21 protein-coding genes are annotated in these 23,931 nt (G+C 63.7%); 5 read left to right on the top strand and 16 right to left on the bottom strand.

The annotated features are described in order from the left end of the window. Positions 1 to 36: 36 nt before the first annotated feature. From CMN27_RS14315 to pilM, 6 genes are read right to left on the bottom strand one after another with little or no spacing between them, the layout of a single operon-like run. Positions 37 to 1,752, bottom strand: a complete 1,716-nt coding sequence (locus CMN27_RS14315; protein WP_293627499.1) for an Ig-like domain-containing protein — start codon at positions 1,750 to 1,752, stop codon at positions 37 to 39. 60 nt (positions 1,753 to 1,812) lie between these two features. Next, positions 1,813 to 3,900, bottom strand: coding sequence for a type IV pilus secretin PilQ (locus CMN27_RS14310; RefSeq protein WP_293627497.1), 2,088 nt, complete (start codon positions 3,898 to 3,900; stop codon positions 1,813 to 1,815). Between the two features lie 14 nt (positions 3,901 to 3,914). Further along, complete coding sequence (locus CMN27_RS14305; protein ID WP_293627495.1) at positions 3,915 to 4,427, bottom strand: pilus assembly protein PilP; 513 nt, start codon at positions 4,425 to 4,427, stop codon at positions 3,915 to 3,917. Continuing rightward, complete coding sequence (locus CMN27_RS14300) at positions 4,424 to 5,065, bottom strand: type 4a pilus biogenesis protein PilO (protein WP_293627493.1); 642 nt, start codon at positions 5,063 to 5,065, stop codon at positions 4,424 to 4,426. The genes CMN27_RS14305 and CMN27_RS14300 overlap by 4 nt, the downstream gene beginning before the upstream one ends. After that, positions 5,062 to 5,676: a PilN domain-containing protein gene (locus CMN27_RS14295; RefSeq protein ID WP_293627491.1), complete on the bottom strand. Its 615-nt coding sequence runs from the start codon at positions 5,674 to 5,676 to the stop codon at positions 5,062 to 5,064. The genes CMN27_RS14300 and CMN27_RS14295 overlap by 4 nt, the downstream gene beginning before the upstream one ends. Further along, positions 5,673 to 6,752 carry a type IV pilus assembly protein PilM gene (gene pilM / locus CMN27_RS14290; protein WP_293627489.1) on the bottom strand — a complete coding sequence of 360 codons (1,080 nt, stop codon included), beginning with the start codon at positions 6,750 to 6,752 and terminating at the stop codon, positions 5,673 to 5,675. The genes CMN27_RS14295 and pilM overlap by 4 nt, the downstream gene beginning before the upstream one ends. 269 nt (positions 6,753 to 7,021) lie before the next feature. Here pilM and CMN27_RS14285 point away from each other — a divergent pair, with 269 nt between their 5' ends. From CMN27_RS14285 to CMN27_RS14275, 3 genes are all read left to right on the top strand, one after another. Next, entirely contained in the window at positions 7,022 to 9,418 is a 2,397-nt protein-coding gene (locus CMN27_RS14285; RefSeq protein WP_293627487.1) for a penicillin-binding protein 1A, read from the top strand. Between the two features lie 128 nt (positions 9,419 to 9,546). Further along, positions 9,547 to 10,182 carry a hypothetical protein gene (locus CMN27_RS14280; protein WP_293627485.1) on the top strand — a complete coding sequence of 212 codons (636 nt, stop codon included), beginning with the start codon at positions 9,547 to 9,549 and terminating at the stop codon, positions 10,180 to 10,182. A gap of 188 nt (positions 10,183 to 10,370) precedes the next feature. Continuing rightward, on the top strand, positions 10,371 to 10,847 hold the full coding sequence (locus tag CMN27_RS14275; protein WP_293627484.1) for a universal stress protein: 477 nt from the start codon (positions 10,371 to 10,373) through the stop codon (positions 10,845 to 10,847). 33 nt (positions 10,848 to 10,880) lie between these two features. On the opposite strand, the gene cysQ is transcribed toward CMN27_RS14275, so the two are convergent. After that, positions 10,881 to 11,690: a 3'(2'),5'-bisphosphate nucleotidase CysQ gene (gene cysQ / locus CMN27_RS14270; RefSeq protein ID WP_293627483.1), complete on the bottom strand. Its 810-nt coding sequence runs from the start codon at positions 11,688 to 11,690 to the stop codon at positions 10,881 to 10,883. A 70-nt stretch (positions 11,691 to 11,760) separates the two neighbouring features. Beyond that, positions 11,761 to 13,077, bottom strand: coding sequence for a DEAD/DEAH box helicase (locus CMN27_RS14265; RefSeq protein ID WP_293627482.1), 1,317 nt, complete (start codon positions 13,075 to 13,077; stop codon positions 11,761 to 11,763). Positions 13,078 to 13,411: 334 nt separating this feature from the next. Here CMN27_RS14265 and trxA point away from each other — a divergent pair, with 334 nt between their 5' ends. Together trxA and rho are read left to right on the top strand one after the other, a co-directional pair. Further along, positions 13,412 to 13,738, top strand: a complete 327-nt coding sequence (trxA, locus tag CMN27_RS14260) for a thioredoxin TrxA (RefSeq protein ID WP_006913733.1) — start codon at positions 13,412 to 13,414, stop codon at positions 13,736 to 13,738. 375 nt (positions 13,739 to 14,113) lie between these two features. Beyond that, the gene (rho, locus tag CMN27_RS14255) at positions 14,114 to 15,370 is read left to right on the top strand and encodes a transcription termination factor Rho (RefSeq protein ID WP_293627539.1); all 1,257 of its coding nucleotides are present in this window, start codon (positions 14,114 to 14,116) and stop codon (positions 15,368 to 15,370) included. Positions 15,371 to 15,501: 131 nt separating this feature from the next. Here rho and CMN27_RS14250 read toward each other — a convergent pair whose 3' ends face one another. From CMN27_RS14250 to rdgB, 8 genes are all read right to left on the bottom strand, one after another. Next, complete coding sequence (locus tag CMN27_RS14250; RefSeq protein ID WP_293627481.1) at positions 15,502 to 16,101, bottom strand: ABC-type transport auxiliary lipoprotein family protein; 600 nt, start codon at positions 16,099 to 16,101, stop codon at positions 15,502 to 15,504. Then, positions 16,098 to 17,744, bottom strand: a complete 1,647-nt coding sequence (gene pqiB / locus CMN27_RS14245) for an intermembrane transport protein PqiB (RefSeq protein ID WP_293627480.1) — start codon at positions 17,742 to 17,744, stop codon at positions 16,098 to 16,100. Before pqiB ends, CMN27_RS14250 begins: the two co-directional genes overlap by 4 nt. After that, positions 17,741 to 19,000: a paraquat-inducible protein A gene (locus CMN27_RS14240; RefSeq protein ID WP_293627479.1), complete on the bottom strand. Its 1,260-nt coding sequence runs from the start codon at positions 18,998 to 19,000 to the stop codon at positions 17,741 to 17,743. Before CMN27_RS14240 ends, pqiB begins: the two co-directional genes overlap by 4 nt. 107 nt (positions 19,001 to 19,107) lie before the next feature. After that, on the bottom strand, positions 19,108 to 20,400 hold the full coding sequence (locus CMN27_RS14235) for a citrate synthase (protein ID WP_293627478.1): 1,293 nt from the start codon (positions 20,398 to 20,400) through the stop codon (positions 19,108 to 19,110). Between the two features lie 36 nt (positions 20,401 to 20,436). Continuing rightward, entirely contained in the window at positions 20,437 to 21,708 is a 1,272-nt protein-coding gene (locus tag CMN27_RS14230; protein ID WP_293627477.1) for a malic enzyme-like NAD(P)-binding protein, read from the bottom strand. A 249-nt stretch (positions 21,709 to 21,957) separates the two neighbouring features. Beyond that, positions 21,958 to 22,146 (bottom strand): CPXCG motif-containing cysteine-rich protein, encoded by a 189-nt coding sequence (locus CMN27_RS14225; RefSeq protein ID WP_293627476.1) that lies wholly within the window; start codon positions 22,144 to 22,146, stop codon positions 21,958 to 21,960. Further along, complete coding sequence (gene hemW / locus CMN27_RS14220) at positions 22,146 to 23,327, bottom strand: radical SAM family heme chaperone HemW (protein WP_293627475.1); 1,182 nt, start codon at positions 23,325 to 23,327, stop codon at positions 22,146 to 22,148. Before hemW ends, CMN27_RS14225 begins: the two co-directional genes overlap by 1 nt. Then, positions 23,311 to 23,928: an RdgB/HAM1 family non-canonical purine NTP pyrophosphatase gene (rdgB, locus tag CMN27_RS14215; RefSeq protein WP_293627474.1), complete on the bottom strand. Its 618-nt coding sequence runs from the start codon at positions 23,926 to 23,928 to the stop codon at positions 23,311 to 23,313. The genes hemW and rdgB overlap by 17 nt, the downstream gene beginning before the upstream one ends. Between the last annotated feature and the right edge of the window lie 3 nt (positions 23,929 to 23,931).

Genomic DNA, 23,931 nt, shown 5'->3' with positions numbered 1-23,931 from the left:
TAGAGCGGCGCGCCCCGGGGCGCGCCGCTCATCCTGCTAGGGGTTTTGCGACACCGGCGCGGACCCTCGGCTTATTACGCCCTGCGGCGTCGTAACAGTCACTCGCAACCGCCCGGTATCGGGTTCGTTCAAATTGTCCGCGGGCTCGAGCTCGAAGGTCGCAATAAACGGCCCTCGTGCTGAGGTGCTGCGAACAGTATAACTCGAAGGCCCAACGATCGATCCCACTTCCGTCGTCGCCTGGATTTGCGTTTCGGCCGGTGGCACTCGGCCGCCAGGGCCGCCCACCGAAACACTTACCAGCACATTCCCGCTATCGAGACTGATTGACGAAGGGTCGAACTCGATGACTTGGCTACTGTTGCTGAAGACGATGACGACCTGGTCCCGAACATTGATCGATTCGGTCGTGCAGTCGAGTTCGTCCGACGCGCTCGCGCCCGGCTGGCAGCGAAGGCCGGTGAATTCGCCATCGCCGAGATCGTAGCTACCGTTGTTATTGAAGTCGATGTAGGGTTCGTTGCTGTTACGGGCGCCGTCCTCGTTGTAGTCGACGAAGGCTTCCGGCAGATCATCGTTGGGGTTGAACTCGCCTTCGTCGAAACGGCCGTTGGAGGGTGAAGTGTCAGAGAATGTCTCTTCACCGATCGCGGTCGCAAGGACGGTCGCCCGGCCGTCGTCTGGACGCGAGTCCTGGGACGTAAGCGTCACGCTACAAGCGCCATTCTGCGTCGTGCAGCTGCCGGGGATCGAGCCGCCTTCTGTTCTGAAGTTAACCGCGGTACCGTCCGGAACCGGATTATTGAACCGGTCGGCCGCGCGAATTGTAATTTCGGTCGTTATGCCGTCGAATTCCTGGCCTTCGATATTCAACTTCGTCGCGCTTAGAGAGAAGTTGTCGTTGTCGGGCAGGCCCGTCGTGACGGCCAGTTCACTTGACTGAGCGCTTTGCTGCTGGCCGGATGTGCTCGTCGTGGAAGCGGTAACGCGCACGGATGTCGCAACGGTGCCGGAAGTAACCGTCGTCGTTGCGATCCCTTGACTGTCGGTTGTGGTTGAGGCGTTGCTCAAACTCAATCCGCCCACCGTCGTATTGAGCGAAAAGTCAACGGTTTGATTGGGCAGCGGCGAGCCAGTGCTGTTCGTCACCCTGAACGTAACTCTCGACTGTTCAGGTAGCGCGCCCGTACCTCTTAAACCGATCAGCTGCTGCGATACAGAATCGAACTCGATGGCGCCGAATTCCGCGGCCTGGGTCTCGATGTCAGCAGTGGCTGTCAGCGTGGTGTCTTCAACGCTAGTCCGGGCAGTCACCGTGTCTGTACCGACGCAGCCAAGCGCGGTATAGGTCGTTGTGGCTATGCCGCCCTGACTATCGACAACGGCGGGCGTGATATCGGCCTGGCCAGTGGATGCGCACTCAGATGAAAAAAACACCTGAGCCGATTCGCTCAGGCTACTACCGTCGGTGCCGCGAAGACGGACCGTCAAGCTTGAGCTCTGACCCGCTTGGAGCGACGAGTCAGCCACACCGATACGACCCGGCTGGAATTGACCCGAGCCGTCGATCGAGCCGATTTGCGGGTTGGAGTTGGGCGTGCCGGGCTCATTGGTGCCGCCACCACCCGAGCCGCCGCCCGACGAACCGCCGCCGTTATCGTCGTCGCCGCCTGACGTGGACCCGCCGCAGGCGGCGAGCGTAGCCGCGAGCGCCGTGACGGCGAGCAGCTGATAAATGGTCTTCCCCGACATGTATTCCCCCTAGGAATATTGAAATCGTGAATGCAATCGGCTCGTTCGGTCGCCGCGCGGTCAGTTGCCGAGCGACAGCTGCTCTTTGAGAATCTTGGGTGTGACGAACAGCAGCAGTTCGCGCTTGTCGCGCTGGCTTTGCGTGCGACGGAACAGCCCGCCGACCAGCGGAATCTCGCTCAGGATCGGAATCCGGTCGGCCTGGTTACGGTTCTCCTGCTCGTAGATGCCGCCGAGCACTACCGTATCGCCGTTATCGACCAGCACCTGGGTGGTCAGACTCCGGGTATTGATCGACGGCACGCTGCCACCGCCCTGTACGGCGATCGTGTCGCCCTGAGTGTCCTGGGTGACGTAAAGGTCCATGATGACGCGCTCGTCGGGCGTGATCTGCGGGGTGACGGTCAGGCCAAGCACGGCTTCCTTGAACTGGACCGTGGCCGCGCCACTGGAGGCCGCTTCGAGGTAGGGGATTTCCACGCCCTGCTCGATCTTGGCTTCCTTGGCGTTGGCGGTGATCACCCGCGGTGCGGAGATGATTTCGCCGCGGTTTTCCGATTCCAGCGCCGACAGGGCGAGGTCCAGATTGAACGTGTCGCCGACGATGCTCGTGGTGATCGTGCCGGCCGGGTTGTTCACCGGCAGGTTGATGGTATAGCCGTTGTCGACCAGATAGTTGCCGCCGCTGGAGGATTCAAAGGCGGCGTTATCCGTGGCCGAGGACGATACGCCCAGGTTGCGCGAGAACTCACGGTTGGCAACCACGATGCGCGATTCGATCAGTACCTGTCGAACCGGAATATCCAGTCGGTTGATGACGTTGCGAATCTCGCTGAGCTTGTCGCGGGTTTCGTTGATGAGCAGGCTGTTGGTGCGTTCGTCGACGGTGACCTGGCCGCGGTCGGACAGCAGCGACAGTTCGCCGGTCGTGCTGCGCAGCAGGGCGGCGAGTTCGCCGGCCCGGGCATAGTTGATCTGGATGATTTCCGAGCGCAGCGGTGCGAGGTTCGTGGTGGCCTGCTGGGCGGCGAGTTCGGCCTGTTCGCGGGCCGCGATCTCGGCCAGCGGGGCGACCGTGATCACGTTGTTTTCACGACGCATGCCCAGGCCCTTGGCCTGCAGGATGATGTCCAGCGCCTGGTCCCAGGGCACGTCTTCCAGACGCAGGGCGATATTGCCGCTGACGCTATCGGAGACGACCATGTTCACATCGGCCACGTCGGCCACGATCTGGAGCACGGCACGTACGTCGATGTTCTGGAACGACAGCGAGATACGCTGGCCGGTGTACTGTGGCTCCTGGGCTTCGCTTTCGGCCTTGTCGCTCGCGGTAATCGGCTGAAGCTCGATGAAGAAGCGATCGCCGGTCTGATAGGCCACCTGTTCGAAATCCGCGCCCGAAACGGGGGTGATCACGATGCGGGTGTTGCCATCGCGCTGCATGGCGTCGATGGTCTTGACCGGGGTGGCGAAGTCCAGCACGTCCAGGCGGCGCTCGAGTGCGGCCGGCAGCTGCACGCCGGGCATGGTCGCGATGACCTGGCCGCCGCGTTCGCTCACGTCCACCGCGCCGTTGACGCCGTCCAGAACGATCTCGACGCGACCGGCTCCGTCCTCGCCGCGACGAAAATCGATATCGCGCACCTGCGGGCCGCGCATCGACGCCGTGGCCGGTTGATAGCTGTTGTTGCCCGCCGGCTGTGCCGCCATCGGCGCGGTCTGGGTGGACACGTCGCCGCCGACGCCGATCACGATCGCATTGCCGTCGCGGTTGACGGTGTAGTCGGTCATGGCGGTGAGTTCGATCACCACACGGGTGCGGTTATCGCCTTCGGCCATGGCGACGGCCTGCACGGCCCCCTGGTCGATGCGCTGATAGCGCTGGTCGACCGCGAGGTCGGTATCGGGCAGGTCGATGGAAAGACGCGCCGGCTCGTTGACGGTGAACACCGAGGGAATGGGCGCACTGGTGGCCATGGTCAGACGGATACTCACCTGGTCGCCGCCAGTCGGGGCGGCGTTGACGGCCGTGAGCGTGTTCGTTGCCGCCTGCGCGGTCGTTGCGCCGGCGCACAGCAGGGCAAGGGTGAGCCACTGCCGGGATACCCGCCGGGTGAGCGAGGAAATGCGTGCAATCGATCTGCTCATAGTCTGGTTCTCTTTCACCGCGAGGGGGCGATCGTGGCCGGGCGGCGGATATAGCCGCCCAGGCCGTCCGGGACGATTTCGGTTAGAAGGACGCCGTTTTCGGAAATGCCGTCGATCTCGCCGTAGTTCTGGCCGAGATGGGCACCGTGGGTCACGCGATATACCACCCCATCGGGCGCCTGTATGAGCGCGTAGGTCACGCCGCCGCTGGAAATGGTGCCGACCAGGCGCAGCGCATCGAGCGGGAATGCTTCCAGCGCTTCGCGCGGGCGATCCACGTCCGGCGCGAGATCGTTGTTGCGATCGAAATCGCGGCGCGGCGCGGTGGGCGTGAACGGCGTGCGCCGTCCGCCCGGCTCATAGCTGTAGGGCGTATAGGGGGCGATTTCGGGAATCGGTTCGATCGGCGGGGCCGGGCGTTGCTTGACCTCGGCCACGAAATCGCGCAGATCGCGGTCGTCGCCGCCACAGCCTGCGAGCACAAGGCACAGGCCGGCAATCGTTCCCACGCGCTTGAAGGCCTTCATTGTGACTGGCTCCCGGCGGGCTGGGTGGTATCGCCGGCATCCTCGAGATAGCGATAGGTGTTCACGGTCATGCTCATGCGCAGGTCGCCGCTGTCATCGCCTTCTTCGATCGGCTTGATCTCGACGTTTTCGATGGTGACGATGCGCGACAGCGCGGCCACCCCGGACACGAAGCGCCCGAGTTCGTGGTAGGTGCCGGTCACGATCAGATCGTTGGGCAGGATCGCGTAGAAGTCCTGCGGTACCTCGGCGCGGGGCTTGAACAGCTCCTCTTCGAGGCCGCTGGCGATTCGCGTCTGCGAAATGTCGTTGAGCAGGCTCGGGACTTCGGTCTTGCTCGGCAGCTGTTGGAGCAGGGCGCCGAACTGCAGCTCCATGGCCTCCAGCTGGGTCCGGTAGGCATCAAGATTGGCGACCAGCCGCTGCTTGGCTTCGAAGGTCTGCTTGAGCTCGGGCTCGCGCGCCGAGACGCGTTCCAGCGTTTCCTGTTTGGGCAGTACGAAATACCAGGTGCCGATACCGATGATGACCGCACATACCAGCGCGATGGCAAAGCCGTAGGCCCAGGTCGGCCAGCTGCCGATATTGTTCTGATCCAGGCTGCGCAGCTCTTCGATGTATTCACTGAGACTCTTCATGAGCGCGGCGCCACTGGGTTGGTCGTATCGGCCTGGACGTTTTCATTCGCCTTTTTCTGCGGACTGTCGCCGCGGACATTCAGGGTGAAGTCGGCATAACGCTGCGGGCCGTTCTCGCTCGACTTGATCACGATCAGGCGCGGGTCGGTGAACCAGTCGGAGTCGTCGAAGTTGACCATGTAATCGGACACGCGCGCGTTCGATTCCGCCACGCCGTCGAGGTTGGTGACGTTGCCTTTCTGGGCGAGGGCGGTCAGGTAGACGCCGTTGGGAATGGTGTCGACCAGTTCGTCGAAGTAGTGAACGATGCCGGAGCGCGACTGCTGAAGCTGCTCGATGATGCGCATGCGCGTGATCAGGCTTTCACGCGTCTTCTGCAGCGCCCGAATTTCCACGATCTGGCGGTCGGCGATGGCGATCTGTTCTTCCAGATAACGATTGCGCGACTGCTGGATCTCGGTGAGATGGCCGTAATAGAGCGTGGGCAGCACGATGACGAGCATCAGGCTGGCCAGCGCCGCAAAGGCCAGGGCGCCGAGAAACTGCTTGCGCCGACGTTCGCGCGCGGCTGCGCGCCAGTCGAGAAGATTGATTCGAATCAAAGCGCTCATCGGATCGACCTCAACGCCAGACCGGTGGTCACCATCAACGACGCGGCCTCGTGATCGACGTGGTTACGGCGGGCGCGGCTGCTGGCGAGCATGCCGGCGAGCGGGTTGCCGAGCGTAACCGGCCGCGACATATGGCGTGCGACCGCGCTTTCCAGGCCCGGATAAAGGGTCGCCCCGCCCACGAGCACCACCTGGCCGACGGCCTCATCGCGCGAGCTCGCGGAAATATAGAACTGCAGCGCCCGCTCGATCTGGCCGGCCAGACGCTCGGCGAAGTCCGATACGTCGCCGGCAATTGCGGCGCCGTCGAGCTCGCCGGTGCGCAGGCGTGCGCGCAGTTGGTCGGTATCCTTGAGTTCGTAGTGCTCGATCAGGCGTGCGGCGAGGCTATGGCCGCCGAACGACAGCTCGCGTGAATACACGTGGCGGCCGCGATGCTGAACGCTCAGCCGGGTTTGATGGGCGCCGACGTCGAATACGGCCACGCTGGCATCGTGGGCGAGCGCGGGCGTCTGCTCGATGAGCAACGTGGAGGCGTTTTGCAGCGCGTACTCCTCGACGTCGACGATCTTGACCTTGACCCCGGCCATGTCGAGCGCGCCGATACGGGTTTCGATGTTCTCGCGGCGGCAGGCGACCAGCAGTACGCGGTTGACGTCCGGATTGGTCGGATCGCGCTCGAGCACCTGAAAATCCAGGTTGACCTCGTCGATGGCGTGGGGGATGTACTGCTCGGCGTCGAAGCCGATCTGTTGTTCCATGTCCTCGTCGGACAGGTCGGCCGGCATGTCGATGATCTTGCTGATCACCGTCGGGCCGGAGACCGCGATCGCCGCGTCGCGCGTGCGGGTGCCGGCGCGTTCGAGCACGCGGGTCATGGTGGCGGCGAGCGCCTCGGGGTCGACGACCTGGTCATCGGCGACCACGTCGGCGGGCAGGGCTTCGCTGGCATAGCTGAGTACGCGGTAGGCGCCCGGCTTGCCGTCGAGTTCGAGGACCTTGACGCGCGTGGAGCTGATGTCCACACCCAGAAAAGGCCGTGTCCTCGGCTTGAAGATTTGCTCGAATCGCCCCATCCGACTCCCCCTGATCGGCCCACGCAACGGTTTCAGGCCTGCGGAACACCCCCGTGTCCGCTAACCCCCGGCCCTGTGTTGGCCGCGGCGCGAAATGCCGGGTCTAACTATACTCATGGCGGCCCGCTTGGCAATCCATGATTGCAGGTTTAAGCGTTTGAATCCGCGTGTCTAACGTTTATCGGCAGCTTGTCGCGATTCCGCAACGTCTGCGGCAAAAAAAGATTGGGGCCGGTATCATGGCCCGAGTTTTTCCCGATCCGCGGCCCGTGAGCCGTGCATTCTCGATGAAAGCGATGCCGCGCGCCGCCCGTATTATTGTATTTCTGTTTGCCGGTTTGCTATCGGCCGCGACCCTCGCGGTGCTGGTGGTGGCAGGCGTCTATCTGTATTTCGGGCCGCAGTTGCCCAGCGCGGGCGATATCGGCGACCCCGAGCTTAACGAGCCGCTGCGCGTTTATACGGCGGATCGCAAGCTGATCGGCGAGTTCGGCCTGGAGCGCCGGCTGCCGCGCACCTATGACGAAATTCCGCCGGCGCTGGTCAAGGCCTTCGTCGCGGCCGAGGACGATCGTTTCTTCGACCATCCCGGCGTGGACTATCAGGGCATCGCCCGAGCGGCCTACGTGCTGGCCACCACCGGGCGCAAGACGCAGGGCGGCAGTACCATCACCATGCAGCTGGCGCGCAATCTCTATCTCACCAACGATCGAACCTACGTGCGCAAGATCAAGGAGATCATTCTCGCGCTGCGCCTGGAGTCGAAACTCACCAAGGAACAGATCCTCGAGATCTACCTCAACAAGATCTATCTCGGTAATCGTGCCTACGGCGTGGGTGCGGCCGCCGAGGTCTATTACCACAAGCCGCTCAACGAGCTCACTATCGCGCAGATGGCGATGATCGCCGGCCTGCCCAAGGCCCCCTCGCGCTACAACCCGATGGCCAATCCCGAGCGCGCGGTCGAGCGGCGCAACTATGTGCTGTCGCGGCTGCATGCGCTGGGTGAAATCGACGACGAGACCTACAATAGCGCCCGGGAAGCGCCGGTCACGGCCACCGCACGTGTCACCGACGACCGCTATGAAGCCGACTACGTGGCCGAAATGGTGCGCCAGGACATGGTGGCGCGCTTTGGCGACAAGGCTTATACCTCGGGCTTCGATGTCACCACCACGCTGGATGCCGAGCGCCAGCGCGCCGCCAACAACGCGTTGCGCAAGGCCCTGCTGGCCTATGACAGCCGCCATGCATGGCATGGGCCGGAAGACACTCTGGACAGCGCCACGGTCGACGACGCCAAGGCGCTGACGGCCGCACTCGAAGAGATGCGTGTGGCTGGTGGTCTGGTGCCGGCGGTGGTGACCGATGTGGCGCGTCGCAGTGCGACGCTGATGACCGAACGCTATGGCGAGGTCACCCTGAACGCCCAGCAGATGCCCTGGCTGGGCGGCAACGATCCGGCCAGCAAACTCGTCTCGCGTGGCGATGTGGTGCGGCTGGCCTATACCGGCAGCAAGGAAGACGACAAGGCCTGGACCCTGGCCGAGATTCCGAAGGTGCAGGGCGCCATGGTCGCGCTCGATCCGCATACCGGCGGTATCGAGGCGCTGGCGGGTGGCTTTGACTTCTCGCTGTCGAAGTACAACCGCGCGGTCCAGGCCCAGCGCCAGCCGGGTTCCTCGTTCAAGCCGTTCTTGTACTCGGCCGCACTGGCGCACGGGTTCACGACCGCCTCGCTGATCAACGACGCGCCGGTGGTCTATGACAGCCCGGATCTGAGCGACGCCTGGCGCCCCCAGAACTACAGTGGTCGCATCTACGGGCCCACGCGCATGCGCGAGGGGCTGGTGCACTCGCGCAACCTGGTCTCCATCCGCCTGCTGCGCAGTATTGGTATCGATGCCGCAGTCGAGCACATCGCCAAGTTCGGCCTGCCCGAGGACCAGATTCCGCGCAACCTCTCGATGGCCCTGGGCAGTGCGTCGTTCTCGCCGCTGCAGATGGCGCAAGCCTATGCGGTGTTCGCCAACGACGGCTTTCAGGTCAAGCCCTATTACATTGCAAAGATCGAGGATGGGCGCGGCGAGGTCGAGTTCGAGGCCGAGCCGAAGGTCGCCTGTGCGAGCACGAGCAATTGCCCCGCGCTGGAAAACACCGGCAGCCAGCGCGACGCCTCGCGTCTGGCCGAGCGCGTAATCGACGCCAGCAACGCCTGGCTGGTGGGGGACATGATGCGCGACGTGGTCAAGCGCGGCACCGGCCAGCGCGCGATGACGCTCGGGCGCAACGATCTGTCGGGCAAGACCGGCACCACGAACGACCAGATCGATGCCTGGTTCGTGGGCTTCAACGCCGACCTGGTGGGTATCAGCTGGGTCGGTTTCGACAAGCTCACGCCCATGGGGCATAGCGAAACCGGCGGTCACGCAGCGCTGCCGATGTGGATCGACTTCATGCGCGTCGCCCTCAAAGACACGCCGGAAGCCATTCCGCCGCGCCCGGCCGAACTCGTGGCGGTGAGCATCGACCCCGAATCCGGCCAGCGTTCGCTCGACGGCGGCGGCATCACCGAGTACTTCCGCCCGGACAACGTGCCGTCGGCGGAAGAGGCACGACGCTCGGGCAAGAATGCCCCGTCCAACGAGGTCGAGCAGCTTTTCTAGTCGCCGAGTGGCCGGGCATGGCGCGGGGGCGGGCGGCGAAAGCCCGGCCCGCGGCCAGCCCGGCGTATGGTCGTATCGGTTTATTCAGCCGGGTGGGCCATAGCGGTCGCCCAGGAGAGAAGCACGCCATGGCAAGCGCACGCAAACAGGCGGCACAGCGCCAGCATATGGCCCAGTTGGCCGCTCGGCTCATGGCCGAGCAGGGCATTCGCGATTTTCGTATAGCCAAGCAGAAGGCCGCACAGCATCTGGGCATCGACGTGCGCAACAGCATTCTGCCCAAGAACAGCGAAATCGAAGCCGCACTGGCCGAACACCAACGTCTGTTCGCAGGCGATGAACAGCCCGCCCAGCTGCGCGCCATGCGCGAAGCGGCGTTGCAGGCGATGGCGCTGTTCGCCGAATTCAAGCCGCGTCTGGTCGGAGACGTGCTTTCGGGGCTGGCCGATGCGCACTCCGATATTCAGCTGCACGTGTTCGCCGAACATTCGGAGAGCTTCGATTTTTTCCTGCAGGGCCAGGGTATTCCCTTCGAAATCGTGGAGCGACGTTACAAGGTCGCCCGCGATGCCCATCGGTTTTATCCCGCGTTTCGTTTCGTGGCCGGCGAGCATCGCTTCGAGGCGACGCTGTTCGCGGCGACCGAAATTCGCGAGGCACCGCGCAGCCTGGTCGACGGCCAGCCCATGGCACGGGCGACCGCGGCACAGGTCGAACGTCTGATCGCCGACGAAGAACTCGAAGCGCGACTGGCCGGTCTTTGAACGGGTCGTGCCTCACCCGGGCAGCCCCTGCCTGCCGGGGCGTGTAAGGCGCGCGCGGCGGCCCACGGCGGCGCTAGAATAATCGCGCCGCCTGGATCATTCTTGACACGGGCCGGCTGTAAGCCCTTCATTGAGCGAGGCGCATAACGCCGAGACGATCAAATCCGCTGCCTGGACGGGGGTGTTGCATGGAAAACTTCGAGAAGGTTCTGCTGGCCTACGACGGCAGCGAGCATGGCCGTATCGCGCTACGGCGCACGCTGCCGCTGCTGGGCTCGGGCGAAGTGGAAGTTCATCTGCTGGCGGTGGTGCCGCTGACTGGCGCGGTCGCGGCGGCCGAGGGTTTCTATACCGAAAGCATGTACGAAGCCGAGCGCGAGCGTATCGAGAACATCCTCGACGAAGGCGTGGCCCTGCTCAAGAATCGCGGCGTGGATGCCGAAGGCCATTTACGCGCCGGCGAGCCGGCCCATCAGATCGCCAAGCTGGCTGAAGACCTGGCCGTCAATCTGGTGGTGGTCGGCCATCAGCGCCGCGGGGTGCTGGCCCGCTGGTGGCAGGGCTCGGTGGGCGCATCGCTGCTCGATCGTCTGAGCTGCAGCCTGCTGGTCGTGCAGGCGCCGGGCGACGACGAACAAGACGTCGCCGATGCCCCTGCGCCCTGACGGTCTACGCCCTGACGCGTGTAGCCGACCGCGCTAGCGGGTCGACTCGGGCAGGTAGGCGCGCCAGTCGTGGGCGGTGTCGCCGAAGGCCAGGAAATGCGGGTTCAACACGCTTTCGGTGACGTTGTAGCGTAACGCCTCGCCGGCGAGATCGGTCACCTGGCCGCCGGCGCAGGCGAGCACCGCATGCCCGGCTGCGGTATCCCATTCGCTGGTGGGGCCCAAGCGCGGGTAGAAGTCGGCGCTGCCATCGGCGATCACGCAGAACTTCAGCGATGAACCCATGGTGACGGGTTCGTAGTCGGGCATCCGGTCGAGCAGGGCATCGATGTCAGGGGTCCGGTGCGAGCGCGACACGAGCACGCGCGGCTTGTCGCGCTTCGCGGCCACCGTGGCAATCGCCTCGGCTGCGGCATCGCCCTGTTGACGGAAGGCGCCGAGCGACCGCGCCGCGAACCATAGCGTACCCAGTACCGGCGCATAGACCGCGCCCAGTACCGGCTCGTGGTCGACGATCAGCGCGATGTTGATCGTGAACTGGTCGTTCTTGTTCACGAATTCCTTGGTGCCGTCGAGCGGATCGATAAGCCAGTAGGTCGACCAGGCACGACGGGTTTCGAAATCGATATCCGCGGCTTCTTCCGATAGCTGCGGGATATCCGGCGTCAGTGCCTCCAGCGCCTGCTTGATACTGCGATGCGCGGCCAGGTCCGCCTGGGTCAGCGGGCTATCATCGTCCTTGGTCTGGACTTCGAAGTTGCTGTTGTAGATCGGCAGGGTTTTCTGGCCGGCGGCGATGGCGATATCGCAGACGTGGTCGAGCAGTTCGCGGTTCAATTGCATAAGCGTCGGTCGGATCGGGCGTTGCGCGCATCATACCCGTTCGATGCGCGCGCACCGTTGCTGTCTGTTTTTACCGACGGCCGCGCGGCTTGCCACGGCCTCCGCCGCCCCCGCCGTTGCGACGGCCGCCGCCGCGGGGCTTGCGCTTGCGCCGTGCGGGCACGGTCACATCGTCGGCGAAGTCGTCGCCGTGCGGCATTTCGGCATCGATTTTGTGCTCGATATAGGCTTCGATATCGGGCAGCGAATAGACGTATTCCTCGCAGGCGAACGAAATCGCGTCGCCGGTATTGCCCGCACGCGCGGTACGACCGATACGATGCACGTAGTCCTGAGCGTCCTGGGGCAGGTCGTAGTTGATTACGTGGGTGACGTCGGGGATATGCAGCCCGCGTGCGGCCACGTCGGTGGCGACCATGATCGGCAGCTGGCCGGTCTTGAAGTCTTCGAGCAGGCGCAGGCGCTTGTTCTGGGCCACGTCGCCGGACAGGGTGGCGGCCGTGAAGCCGTTGGCGTTCAGGCCATCCTCGATGAACTCGGCGGTGCGCTTGGTATTGATGAAGATCAGCGTGCGCCCGTTTTCGATACGACGCAGCGTGCCCACCAGCAGGGCGAGCTTGTCGTCCTTGGACACGTGATAGAGCTTCTGCGTGATCGCGCCGATGTTGACCGTTTCGGTATCGGTGCGCACGAGGGTGGGGCTGTTCATGTGCTCGTAGGCCAGCTCCAGCACGCGATGGCTCAGCGTGGCCGAAAACAGCAGGTTCTGGCGGTTCTCGGCCGGCGGCATCTTGCGGAACATGTAGCGGATATCGTCGATGAAGCCCAGATCGAACATGCGATCCGCTTCGTCGAGTACGGCCACTTCGATCGCCTTGAGCGTATAGACCTTCTGCTTGTAGTAGTCGATCAAACGCCCCGGCGTGCCGATGAGGATATCCACGCCGTCGGTAATGGCCTGGCGCTGTTCCTCGTAGCCGGTGCCGCCGTAGCAGACCACGCATTTCAGTCCGGTACCGGAGGCCAGGGGCAGCGCATCCTTGTAGATCTGGTCGGCGAGCTCGCGGGTGGGTGCGAGAATCAGCGCCCGCGGCTGGCTCGCGCCGACCGGTGCATGGTCGCTGGGCTCGGGCTCGTCCTTGAGCAGCCGATGCATCGTGGCCAGCAGAAATGCCGCGGTCTTGCCGGTGCCGGTATGGGCCTGGCCGGCAATGTCGTCGCCCTTGAGGGCAAGCGGCAGGGTCTCGGCCTGAATCGGCGTGGCATGGGTAAAGCTGCGTTCGATAAGGCCGGAAAGAATGGTTTCGTGGAGGCCCAGCGCGTCGAGACGGGTGTCGGTCAGAAGCTTTTGCTGGGCGGCGTCGCTGGCGGATGCGGTTTCGGTCATATTGGCCCTTGGAATAGGTGAAAGATCGCGTCGATGGCGGCGAGTTCACGCAGGGGTTGAAAAACGCGCCGAGATAGGCTCCAATAGCCCGAACGTTGCGAATACGGATATTCGCTGCACTGCCCGAGTCAGGTCGACTCGCATTCCGGCACTGTTTTTTTGCAGCCCGCACTATAACAGCTTGTGGTCTTCACGGTTGTCGGGCCGCGGCCTTTCGCGCAGCTTGCAAACATCTTTTCGCGCCCCTAACTACCGGCTCAGCGGCGCCGTGTCGGCACACTGCCGACGCGCGTGAACTTTCATTTGTCCCGCTTGTATTCTTTCGAGGACGCTCATGAGTGAAAATATCGTCAAAGTCAGCGATGACAGCTTCGAACAGGACGTGCTGTCCGCCTCCGGCCCGGTGCTGGTCGATTACTGGGCCGAATGGTGCGGCCCCTGCAAGATGATCGCACCGGTGCTCGACGAGATCGCCGACGAATATGACGGCCGTCTGACGGTCGCCAAGCTCAATATCGACGACAACCCGAATACGCCGCCCAAGTACGGCATTCGCGGTATTCCGACGCTGATGCTGTTCAAGGACGGCGAAGTGGCCGGAACCAAGGTGGGCTCGGTTTCCAAGACCCAGCTGACCGAATTCGTCGATCAACATATTTGATCCGCTCCAGACCGCCGGCATATCCGCCGGCGGTCTTCGTTTGATTCGCAAGAAGTCGAACGCCTTCCCACCGCGAATAGGCGCGCATCCAGCGCCGGTTTTCGCTGCAACTCATAGATAGCCGTGTCTGAAGAAACAGTCGACGAACGCCAGTCCAAGGATTCGAACAGCAACAACAATGGCAATGGCGGCAATAACAACCGCCGCGGCCGGCGCCGCAAGAATCCCAACGGACCGAACAAACCGCGCAACAGCGGCGGCAACAACCGCGGCAAGGGCGGCGGCCCGAACAAGGGCGGCAACAACCCGCCCAACGAGGATATCGACGAGGCCGAGTTCGAGGCCTATGCGGGCGTCGCCGGCGACGGCCCGATTCTGCACCTGAGCGAGCTCAAGCAGAAGACTGCCGCCGAGCTCATGGACATGGCGCAGGAGATGGAGCTCGAAAACATCTCGCGCATGCGCAAGCAGGATCTGATCTTCGCCATGCTCAAGGGGCATGCGAAATCGGGCGAGCGCATCTACGGCGACGGCGTGCTCGAGATTCTCTCCGACGGTTTCGGCTTTCTGCGTTCGAACGAATCGTCCTACATGGCCGGGCCGGACGACATCTATGTCTCGCCCAGCCAGATCCGGCGCTTTTCTCTGCGTACCGGCGATAACATCTCGGGCCGTATCCGCCCGCCGAAGGAGTCGGAGCGCTATTTCGCCCTGCTCAAGGTCGACGAGATCAACGGCGATCCGCCGGAGAAGTCGAAGGGCAAGGTACTGTTCGAAAACCTTACGCCGCTGTTTCCCACCGAGCGTATGGTCATGGAGCTGGGCAACGGCTCCACGGAAGACATCACCGCACGTACCATCGACCTGGTGGCGCCGTTCGGCAAGGGCCAGCGTGGCCTGATCGTTTCGCCGCCCAAGGCCGGCAAGACGATGATGATGCAGAACATCGCCCAGTCGATCGCGCATAACTACCCCGAGTGTCATCTGATCGTGCTGCTCATCGACGAGCGCCCCGAGGAAGTCACCGAGATGGAGCGCAGCGTGCGCGGCGAAGTCGTATCCTCGACCTTCGACGAGCCGGCCTCGCGCCATGTGCAGGTCGCCGACATGGTGATCGAAAAGGCCAAGCGTCTGGTCGAGCACAAGAAGGATGTAGTCATCCTGCTCGACTCCCTGACCCGTCTGGCCCGTGCCTACAACACCACCGCCCCGTCCTCGGGCAAGGTGCTTACCGGCGGCGTCGATGCCAACGCGCTGCAGAAACCCAAACGCTTCTTCGGCGCGGCTCGTAACGTGGAAGAAGGCGGCAGCCTCACGATCCTGGCCACGGCGCTCATCGAGACTGGCTCCAAGATGGACGAGGTCATCTACGAGGAGTTCAAGGGTACCGGCAACATGGAGGTTCATATGGACCGCCGTATTGCCGAAAAGCGCATCTACCCGGCCATCCACGTCAATCGCTCCGGCACACGCCGCGAGGAGAAGCTGGTGCCTCAGGACGAACTGCAGCGCATGTGGGTGCTGCGCAAGCTCCTGCATGGCATGGACGACCTGGCGGCCATGGAGCTGCTCATCGATCGCATGAAGCAGACCAAGACCAACGCCCAGTTCTTCGAATCGATGAAACGTTAAGGCGGCTCGTCATGGGATATGACGTCATATCTCATGAGGACACGCTCCGGGTTTGAAGCCGGCGTTACGAAAAAAGCGGGCCAGTACGGCCCGCTTTTTTATGCGCGATAGGCGCGTTCGGCGGATTCGGTCTACCGGGAGCGATCCGACGTGGCCCGGCTGATGGCCGGGGCCATGGCCTGGCCGGTGGCCTGCCAGCCCTCGGCCAGGCTTTCGACCAGCGCTTCGTAGCCGTCGTTGGTGAGCGCGACTTCCTGCAGGAAAGGCTGGCGTACGACGGCACGACCTTCGGGGTCGTCGAGCTGCCATTCGCCCACGATTCGTGCCTGTCCGTCGTAGTGCCCCATGAACTGCTCAACGCGCGTGCGCAGCGTGTAGCGATCGGTCGTGGCCGAATCGGCACGCCGTACGACCTGAATGTCGGTGAGTTCTTCTGCGAGCGTCGCGATCAGGGACTCCCGCAGCTGCTCGCCCAGCGGCGCCGCCCAGCGGTTGTGGTTGGCGATGACCACCCGGTGCGGGCCGGTTTGATAGACGATGCCGCGTTCATCGAGTACCGGCGCGATCTCGACCGGCGCGACCATTAGCTGTGTGCGCGCCGTGGCTGCAGCCGACATCGGTTGGCGGGCCGATCCCGGGTCGAGTACGAACAACGACGGCGATGACGCACTGCCGGCGCAGCCGGCAAGCAGGGTGGCGGTGGCCAGGCAGAGCAGGGGGCGTGTTTTCATCGGGCGGCCTTCGGAATCGGATCGCCATCTTCGGGACGGCCGAAGATGAGGGCGTTGGGACGGTCATGCAGGGTGCGCGCCAGCGGCGCGACGTCGTCGAGCACCCGGTTGAGGCGATCCAGCGAGCGGCTGAATTCGCCATAGGCCGGCGCGCCCTGCTGGAAGCCTTCGAGGGTGTCCTGCAGCTCGGCGAGCGTGGCACGCAGCGTGCCCGGCAGCTCTCGGGTGTCTCGGGCTTCGAGCAGCTGATTGATATTGCGGGTGGCGCGGTGCAGTTCGTCGAGCGTGGCGTTCGAGGTTTCCAGCGTGTGTTTGAGGTTGTTGGCGATCGGGCGCACGTCGATGGCGTTGAGCTTGTCCATCAGGTCCGACAGCTGGCTCTGGATGCTGGTAATACTGCTCGGTACGCTGGGGAAGACTTCGTATTCGCCGAGGGTCATCGGCCGGTAGTCGTCCGCGTTGCTCTCGAACTGCAGATTGATGAAGGTTGCGCCGGTCAGCAGATTGCCCGACTTGATGGTGGCCCGCAGACCGTTGGCGAAAAAGCGCTTGTTGTTCGCGCGCCATTCGGCGTCGCTCCAGTCGGCCCAGCTGTTGGCAGGGCGCTGCGGTTCGATGGAGATCAGCACCGGGATCTTGAAGTCGGACAGGCGTTGCAGGTTGAAGTCGTCGCGAAAGAAGGGCACCTGTTCGACCGTGCCGATACGCAGGCCGCGGTATTCGACCGGCGCCCCGGGCGACAGGCCGCGCACCGAGTCGTCGAGCAGGATCACGTAGCGGATCTTGTGATCGAAGCGGTCCTGATTCGCTGCGCCGCGTGTTGCATAGAGCTTGAACGCCTGGCCGGCGCTGGCCGGCTGGCCGGGTGGGACACCGTCGGCTCGGCCAAAGGTGACGCCGCCGGCAAGAATGCTCTGCAGCGAGCCGGTTTGCACGTCCACGCCGTCGGAACCGAGATGGAAATCGATGCCCGAACGCAGCCAGAACTGGGTGGTCTGGGTAATCAGCTGGGCATAGGGCTCGCGCACGAACACGCGGTATTCCATATGCTGTTGCTCGAGGACGAACTCGCTGTCCTCGATCTGACCGACCGTCTGCCCCTGATAGATGATGGGGTCGCCCACCGCCAGCGAATTGTCGCCGTCGCTGGTCAGGCGTACCGCGATGCCCGGCTCGCTAGACGAGGTGGCGGGCGGCGTATCCTGAACCTCGAACTCGCGGCGGTGCTTGTCGGCGCTGCCGGGTTCGAGCTGAATATAGGCGCCCGACAGGATGGTGCCCAGCCCGCTGATGCCCTGGCGCCCGACTCTTGGCTTGACCACCCAGAATCGGCTGTCCGCCACCAGCAGTTCGGAGGTATCCGGGTTCATCTGGACGGTGGCGACCGCGCCTTCGTAGTCGTCGGCCAGACGCACCGATTCCAGGTGGCCGACCTCGACACTGCGGACCTTGACCAGTGTCTTGCCGGCCTCGAGGCCGTCCGCGGTATCCAGGGCGAGGGTGATTTCGGGTCCGCGCGACATCACGTTCTGATAGATCAGCCACAGGCCGATCAGGGCCGCGCCCAGCGGAATGAACCATACCGGCGAAATGCGTCGGCGCCGCGGGCCGTGGGTGACGGCAGTGTTCGGGTCTTGCGTCATGGGCAGTCTCGTTCGAAAGTCGCGCCCCAGAGCCGGCGGGTGTCAAAGGTATGCGCGGCGACCATGGTAATGATCACGACCGCGGCAAAACAAAGCGCCGCGGGGCCGGGTTCGATGGCCATCAGTGCCCCGGCGCGTACCAGCGCCACGAGAACCGCGACCACGAAAACGTCGATCATCGACCAGCGCCCGATCTTTTCGGTGATGCGGTACAGGCGCATCTGGGATCGCGAATCGTCGTGCCAGCCATTGCTCGCGGCCAGGCAGAGCCAGGCCAGGGCAGCGATCTTGCTGATCGGCACCACCACGCTGGCGACAAAGATAACCAGGGCAATCGGCCAGGAGCCGGTATGGGCCAGGTGCAGTACGCCGCCGATGATCGTCTGCGGATCGGTCGACCCCAGGCTGGTGGTCGACATGATCGGATAGATGTTGGCAGGAATATACAGGATGATCGCGGTGATCAGCAGCGCCCAGGTCAGTTGAATCCGGTCGAGTGCGTTGCTGACCGGGCGCCGGTTGCAGCGGGGGCAGTGTCCATGCCGGTGTGGCTGAAAGGCCAGGCCGCAGCCGCGACAGGCCACCGCATCCTGGCTCGCGCCGGTACGCCCGGTTTCGAGATGCGAGTCGATCGCCTGCTTCGGTGCCAGATCCTGCCAGAGCGACGCCCAATCGATGAACGTGAACGTACGTAACAGAAGCAGGGCATAAATACAGAAGGCGATGAACGAGGTGCCGATCGCGACATCCGCCAGGGTGACGATCTTGATCAGGCTCACCAGTACGCCGACGATGAATACGTCGGCCATCATCCACGGTTCCATCGGGCGCAGGCTGCGCGCCAGCATGCGCGTCGCGGGTCCCGATCGACCCCCCGCGGCCTGGATAAGTAGAAAGATCAGCGCCAGCAGATAGGCTGCTGGCAGGCCGGCGGTGGTCATGAAAAGCAGTACGCCCAGGCTCGGATAGTCGTGGCCGGCCATGGCTCGAGCGGCGTCGAAGAAACTCATGCTGTGGGCGACGCCGCGGGTGGAAAAGCTCAGAAAATCGAAGGCAAACACCAGGCCGAGCATCACCAGCGTCGCCAGCGCCCAGGCGAGCGGGCGCTGGTGATCGGGCTGCGCCGGCGGCGCGACATGGTGGCCGCAGCGCGGGCAATGCGCGGTTTCTCCCGCCTTGCGGGCCGGCACGCGCGCGACCCAGTCGCATTCGCCGCATACCGCGATCGATTCGCCGATGACCTTTTCGTTGTTCATGCCGTCAACAATAGCGTGGGCGCGCCGGTGCAGATGCACGGGCAAAAAAAAGCGGGCCGCAGCCCGCTTTTTTCGCATGTCGGCGATCGCTTCAGCGATCGTTATGCTCAGCGGTTGCCGATATCGACATAGTCACGCAGTTGGTAGCCGGTATACACCTGGCGCGGACGCGCGATACGCATGCCCGGGTCGGCCATCATTTCCGACCAGTGGGCCGCCCAGCCAACCGTACGCGCGATGGCGAACATCGGCGTGAACATGTTGATCGGAATGCCCAGCGCCTGATAAATGATGCCGGAGTAGAAGTCGACGTTCGGATAGAGCTTGCGCTCGACGAAGTAGTCGTCTTCCAGGGCGATGCGTTCAAGCTCGAGCGCCAGCTCGAAGAGCTTGTTGTTCTGCATGCCGTAGTGCTCGAGGATCTCGTGGCAGTAGCCGCGGATGATCTTGGCGCGCGGGTCGAAGTTCTTGTAGACGCGGTGGCCAAAGCCCATCAGACGGAACGGGTCGTTCTTGTCCTTGGCCTTTTCCAGATACTTCGGTACCTGCGACACGTCGCCGATCTGGGCGAGCATGTTGAGCACGGCTTCGTTGGCGCCGCCGTGGGCGGGCCCCCACAGGGCCGCGATGCCCGAAGAGATCGCGGCATAGGGGTTGGCGCCGGTGGAGCCGGCCATGCGCACGGTCGAGGTCGAGGCGTTCTGCTCGTGATCGGCGTGCAGGATGAACAGCACGTCCAGCGCCTTCGCGGCGACCGGATCCACCTCGTATTCCTCGGCCGGCACGGCAAAGCACATGCGCAGGAAGTTGGCCGCGTAGTCCAGATGGTTCTTCGGGCCGATCTTGGGCTGACCAATGGAGTGCTTGTAGGCGGCGGCCGCGATCGTGGGCATCTTGGCGATCATGCGGTGGGCAAAGATCGCGCGATGCTCGGGGTCACGAATGTCGGTGGTGTCGTGATAGAAGGCCGACAGCGAACCGACGATACCCGTGAGGATGGCCATCGGGTGGGCATCGTAATGGAAACCGTCGTAGAACTTCACCAGCGATTCGTTGAGCATCGTGTGATGCGTGATCGAATGGCGGAAGTCTTCCATCTGCGTGGTGTCGGGCAGTTCGCCGTTGAGCAGCAGGTAACAGACTTCCAGGAAGCTCGACTTCTCGGCCAGTTCCTGTACGGAATAGCCGCGATACATGAGGATGCCGTTCTCACCGTCGATGAAGGTGATATCGGACTTGCAGCTGCAGGTGGCCGTGAACGCGGGATCGTAGGTGAATACGCCCTGCTTGGTGTTCAGGCCGCGCACGTCCACGCCGGGTGTGCCGAGCGTGCCTTCGACGAGCGGCAGCTCGGTGCTGCTGTCGTCCTGCGGATTGCTGATCTTGAAGGGTTGACTCATCTACGATCTCCCGGGTGTTGTCCGTCTCTAGTCTTTTCAGCCCTGGTCGGGCTCGACGACCGGCTGCGGATAATGCGAAGGATATTCTGTACGCGCAACGCCGGTGGCGATAGCGGCCTGTGCCACGGCGGGCGGAATGAAATCGATCAGGCGCGGATCGAAGGGGCTCGGAATGATGTAATCCGGCCCGAACGACATGGCATCCTGACTATGCGCCTCGAGTACGCTGTTAGGTACCGGCTGGCGGGCGAGTTCGCCCATGGCCCGGGCCGCGGCGACGCACATCGTCATGTTGATCCGACGGGCGCGCACGTCCAGCGCGCCGCGGAAAATATAGGGAAAGCCCAGAACGTTGTTGACCTGGTTCGGGTAGTCGCTGCGCCCGGTGGCCATGATCAGATCGTCGCGCACGCTCTTGGCTTCTTCCGGCGTGATTTCCGGCGTGGGATTCGACAGCGCGAAGACCACCGGCTTGGCCGGCATCATGCCGATCTGTTCCTTGGATACGGTATCCGGGCCGGACAGGCCGATGAATACGTCGGCCTGCTTCATGGCGTCGTCGACGCTGCGCAGGTCGGTCTTGGTGGCGAACTGGGCCTTCTGCTCGGACAGGTCGTCGCGATCGGAGTGAATGACACCCTTGCGATCGCACATGAACACGTTTTCGAGCTGTGCGCCCATTTCCAGCAGCAGGTTCATCGAGGCCACGCCGGCCGCGCCTGCGCCCATGCACACGATTTTTGCGTCGGCGAGGCGCTTGCCCTGCAGCTCCAGCGCATTGATCAGCCCGGCGGCGACGATGATCGCGGTGCCGTGCTGGTCGTCGTGAAAGACCGGGATATCCAGACGCTCGATGAGCGTGTTCTCGATCTCGAAACAGTGCGGGGCGGCGATATCTTCAAGATTGATGCCGCCGAAGGTGGGGGCGATACGTTCGACCGTATCGATGAAGTCCTTCGGGTTGTCGGCGTTGACTTCGATATCGAAGACGTTGACGTCGGCAAACTTCTTGAACAGAACCGCCTTGCCTTCCATGACCGGCTTGCTGGCAAGCGCGCCGGTATTGCCCAGGCCAAGGACTGCGGTGCCATTGGAGATGACCGCGACCAGATTGCCCTTCGAGGTATAGCGAAAGGCTGCCTCCGGGTCATCGCGGATCTCTTTCACCGGTTCGGCTACGCCGGGCGTATACGCCAGCGACAGTTCTTCATAGGTGGTGAAAGGCTTGGTGACCGATATCGCAAGTTTCCCGGGCTTGGGCTTTGCGTGGTAATCCAGAGCTTCCTGTTTGCGCGAGTAATCGGCCATGCAGTTTGGCTTTGCGTTGAAGCGTAAGGAGCCCGGCGGCGCACGACAGGGCGCACCCAGGCAGTAATCGATGAATTCGCGAGTATACCGGCGCGTTGGCCCTGCGACCAGCGATAGCCCGGCTTTGCGTTGGCAAGTGGCTGTCAAAACGTCATTTTTTTATCAAAACGGCTACGACGAACGTCGAATTCCAGGCGTTCCAATCAGCCCGCACGGCCACCCGTGAATTGGCGTTACCGGTTGCTGGCGCTAGTCGTTTTCGGCCGCGGCCTCGATATGCGCCAGACTGCCGTCGGGTGCCACTTCGACGCTCACAAGGATGGGCTGGCAACACACGAAACAGTCTTCGGTATAGCGTTGATCGCCGGCCGAGCAGTCCACCACCAGCACGATCGGCTCGCCGCAATAAGGACAGGTCACGGTCTGTTCTTCGAGCATCAGGGCAGCACCTCTGCCAGGATCGTATCCAGAAACCGCCAGCCGCGGTCGGTTGCGCGCAGGGTTTGGTCATCGAAGGCTACGAGCCCTTTCGTGATCGGCTCTGCGAGCGTCGTGCCCAGGGCCTGCCAGTCGAGCCCGGTGCGTTGTTCATAATCGTCACGGGTCACGCCTGCACGTCGGCGCAGGCCGTTGAGCAGGAATTCGAAGCAGGCATCGTCTTCATCGAGCAGGCGGGATTCGGCAATCGACGCCGGCCTGCCGGCCACGCTCATGTACCCCGTAGGCCAGCGCTGGCGCGCGCTGCGCTCGATACGGCCATCAGCCCGCGTGCGCTTGCCGTGAGCGCCTGCGCCGATACCCAGATAGTCGCCGAAGCGCCAGTAGTTTTCGTTATGGCGGCATGCTCGCCCCGGCTGTGCCCAGGCCGAGACTTCGTACTGCTCGTAGCCCGCCCCGCGCAGGCGTTCGCCGGCCTGCTCGAATATCTCGACCACCGTATCGTCGTCCGGCAGGGCCGGCGGCTGTCGATAGAACGGCGTGTTCGGTTCGAGGGTGAGCTGGTAATAGGAGATATGGCCCGGCTCGCGTTCGATGATGCCGTCGATATCGGCCATGGCCCGGGCATCGGTCTGGCCGGGCAGCCCGAACATCAGATCGCAGTTGATCGCGGTAAAGCCCCCGGCGCGGGCATCGTCGATCGCGGCCAGGGCTTCGCTGGCGCCGTGGATACGTCCGAGCGCGCTCAGGCAGTCGTTGTCCAGGCTCTGAATACCCAGCGAAAGCCGGTTGACGCCCACCGCCCGCAGATCGGCAAAGCGGGTCCGTTCGGTCGTACCCGGGTTGGCCTCGAGAGTTATTTCACAGTCGCTCGACAAACCGAGCCTGGCGTCCAGCGCAGCGAGTATTCGACCGATCGCTCCCGCCGAAAACAGGCTGGGCGTGCCGCCGCCAAAGAATACGGTATCGATCGGCCGGTTTTCGTCGGCCGCGGCGAGCGCCCAGTCGGACAGCAGGGCGTGGATATAGCCGGTCTCCGGCAGTTCGGCCGGCGCACGATGCGAATTGAAGTCGCAGTAGGGGCACTTGCGCACGCACCAGGGCAGGTGGACATAGACCGACAGCGGTATGCCGTGCCGCTTTGCGACCGCCGGGGCGGGCTGTTCAGCCGTGATGCTCATCGACGCGCAGTTGCTCGACGAGCTGGTGCATGGCGCGGGCGCGGTGGCTGATCGCGTTCTTGCGCTCGGCCCCCATTTCGGCGGCGCTGGCGTTCTCTTCGTCCACCCAGAACAGCGGGTCGTAGCCAAAGCCGTGCGCGCCGCGTGGTGCCTCGAGTACCCGGCCGCGCCATACGCCATGGGCGATGACCGGTACGGGGTCGTTCGCCGAGCGGGTGGCCACAAGGCAACAATGAAAGGCCGCGCCGCGCTGCGCCGGGGCGAGTCCGTCGAGGGCGGCGACGAGCTTGGCGTTATTGGCCGCGTCGTCGCCGTGGCTGCCGGCATAGCGGGCCGAGTGGACGCCCGGCGCGCCGTCGAGTGCATCCACCGCCAGGCCGGAATCGTCGGCGACTGCCGGCAGGCCGGTCAGCGCGGCCGCATGGCGGGCCTTGATCAGCGCATTGTCGACAAAGCCGATGCCGGTTTCCTCGGCATCGGGCACGGCGAACTCGCTCTGGCTGAGCAGCTCGATATCGAGCGCCGCCAACAGGCTGCGCATTTCGGCAAGCTTGCCGGCATTGCCCGAGGCCAACACCCAGCGTCGATCCGGGGAGGCCATGCG

Origin of the sequence: Salinisphaera sp. (assembly GCF_002729955.1) — a bacterium.
GTDB lineage: Bacteria > Pseudomonadota > Gammaproteobacteria > Nevskiales > Salinisphaeraceae > Salinisphaera.
The sequence above is the reverse complement of the archived record's forward strand: the minus strand, read 5'-3'. Positions and strand labels throughout refer to the sequence as shown.